Source organism: Streptomyces sp. (assembly GCF_031178505.1).
Lineage (GTDB): Bacteria > Actinomycetota > Actinomycetes > Streptomycetales > Streptomycetaceae > Streptomyces > Streptomyces gulbargensis.
Genome location: NZ_JAPSIW010000932.1, coordinates 1 through 2319 on the forward strand (window position 1 = coordinate 1; position 2319 = coordinate 2319).

Annotated in this window: 3 protein-coding genes; 1 reads left to right on the forward strand and 2 read right to left on the reverse strand. The window is 65.9% G+C overall.

The features are described from left to right. A partial coding sequence (locus RIF68_RS34665) for a VTT domain-containing protein (protein WP_309055479.1) occupies positions 1-655 on the forward strand: 655 nt, incomplete at its 5' end. Positions 656-760: 105 nt separating this feature from the next. Here the strand turns inward: RIF68_RS34665 and rdgB are convergent. Both rdgB and rph read right to left on the reverse strand, forming a co-directional pair. Then, complete coding sequence (gene rdgB / locus RIF68_RS34670; protein WP_309055480.1) at positions 761-1411, reverse strand: RdgB/HAM1 family non-canonical purine NTP pyrophosphatase; 651 nt, start codon at positions 1409-1411, stop codon at positions 761-763. Then, positions 1408-2139, reverse strand: a complete 732-nt coding sequence (rph, locus tag RIF68_RS34675; protein ID WP_309055482.1) for a ribonuclease PH — start codon at positions 2137-2139, stop codon at positions 1408-1410. The genes rdgB and rph overlap by 4 nt, the downstream gene beginning before the upstream one ends. Positions 2140-2319 lie beyond the last annotated feature (180 nt).

Sequence of the window (2319 nt, forward strand, 5' to 3'; positions counted from 1 at the left end):
CACCGCAGGCCTGCTGGTGGCCACTGGCACCATCAAGTTCAACGTGTGGCTTTTTGCGCTGCTGATCATGGTGTCGGCCATTATCGGCAACCAGACCGGTTACCTGATTGGTTCCAAGGCCGGCCCGGCCATTTTCAACAAGCCCAACTCCCGCCTCTTCAAGCGGGAGAACGTTGAGAACGCCCACGCGTTCTTCGACAAGCATGGCGGCAAGGCATTGATCCTGGCCCGCTTCGTCCCGATCATCAGGACCTTCGTCCCGGTCATCGTCGGCGTCGCCCAGATGAACAAAAAGAAGTTTTTCCTCTTCAACGTGATCGGCGCTGTCCTGTGGGGCGGCGGCGTGACGCTCCTGGGTTACCTGCTGGGTGACCGTGTCCCCTGGGTCCGCGAAAACCTGGACATCATCTTCATCGCCATCGTCCTGGTCTCGGTCCTGCCCATCGGCGTCGAAGTCCTCCGCGGCGTGTCGGCAAAGCGCCAGGCGAAGGCCTACGGCACCGATCCGGTGGACGAGTTCATCGAGGAACATGCCCCCGAGAACGAGCACAAGACACCGCGCGATATCCACGAGGGCGTCCGCGTCGAGGAACATGCCCCCGGGAACGAGCACAAGGCACCGCGCGACGTTCCTGAGGGAACCCGCTCAGACTAGGTTGCCCGGCGCTGGCCGTGCCGGCGGCAAGATCCCTGCACTGTTGAACAGCTGTGCTCCCCGTTCCGGCGGGGAGCACAGCCGTTTTAAGAACGGTCAGGACGGTTACCGGTCCCGCAGGGCCTCGACGACGGCCGGCAGGAGCGCCCGAAAGGCCTTGCCGCGGTGGCTGATGGCATTCTTCTCGTCGGCAGTCAGCTCCGCACAGCTGCGCCCTTCTCCCGCCGGCTGCAGGACGGGGTCGTAGCCGAACCCGCCGTCGCCGCGGGGTTCGCGCAGCAGGACGCCCTCCAACTGGCCGTATTCCACCACTTCACGCCCGGGTCCGCTGTCCGATCCTGGTACTGCCAGCGCAGCCGCGCAAACGAACGCCGCGCCCCGGTGGGCGTCCGGCACGTCGGAAAGCTGGTTGAGCAGGAGCCGCAGGTTCGCCTCGTCGTCGCCGTGACTGCCGGCCCACCGCGCTGAGAAGATCCCCGGCGCCCCGCCCATCACGTCCACGGCAAGGCCGGAGTCATCGGCAATGGCCACCAAGCCCGTTGCTTCTGCGACAGCGCGCGCCTTCAGCAGCGAATTCTCGGCAAAGGTCACGCCGGTTTCGACGACGTCGGGGGCCCCTGCCGCCGCTGCATCCACTACCTGCGTGTCGACGTCGAGCCCCGGCACCTGCCCGCGCAGAAGTTCGCGCAGCTCACGGAGTTTGCCCTTGTTATGGGTGGCAAGCACCAGGCGCGGGGCGGCGGGCGCCGCGCTCACAGCGTATCTGCCAGGGTTTCGCGCTGGATTGCGGCGAGCTGGGTGGTGCCCAGCAGGGCGAGGTCCAGGAGCTGGTCCAGTTCGGCGCGGTCAAAGGGGGCACCTTCGGCAGTACCCTGCACTTCGACGAACTTGCCGGAGCCCGTGACCACCACGTTCATGTCGGTCTCCGCCCGGACGTCCTCAACGTACGGCAAGTCCAGCATGGGAACGCCGTCGATGATACCCACGGACACGGCAGCGATGGTGTCGATGAGGGGCTGGGCGTTCTTCGCGATCAGCTTGTTGTCACGGGCAAACCTGATGGAGTCGGCGAGCGCAACATAGGCCCCCGTGATCGCCGCGGTTCGGGTACCGCCGTCTGCCTGGAGGACGTCGCAGTCCAGCACAATGGTGTTTTCGCCCAGGGCCTTGGTGTCGATAATGGAACGCAGGGAACGGCCGATGAGCCGGGAGATCTCGTGGGTGCGGCCACCGATTTTGCCCTTGACCGACTCGCGGTCAGAACGGGTGTTCGTGGCCCTGGGCAGCATGGCGTACTCGGCGGTCACCCAGCCGCGGCCCTCACCCTTCAACCAGCGCGGGACGCCCGGGGTGAGGGAAGCGGTGCACAGGACCCTGGTGTTGCCGAACTCGATGAGGGCCGATCCTTCAGCCTGGTTGGACCATCCGCGGGTGATACTGATGGGCCGGAGCTGGTCAGGGGCGCGGCCGTCGGCGCGCACAATGGGCACTGCAGTTGCTTCAGAAGTCATGCCTTTAGCTTATCCACTGCGGGCCGCTGCTGGATTCCGGGTGCCGCCGAAGCAGTACCGCCTAGATGGTGTAGTGGACGCCGGCCACTGCCACGGCGACGTCGCCGCCAAAGACAGGACGGGCCTCGGCCATCACGGTGGTCTGCGAGGTCC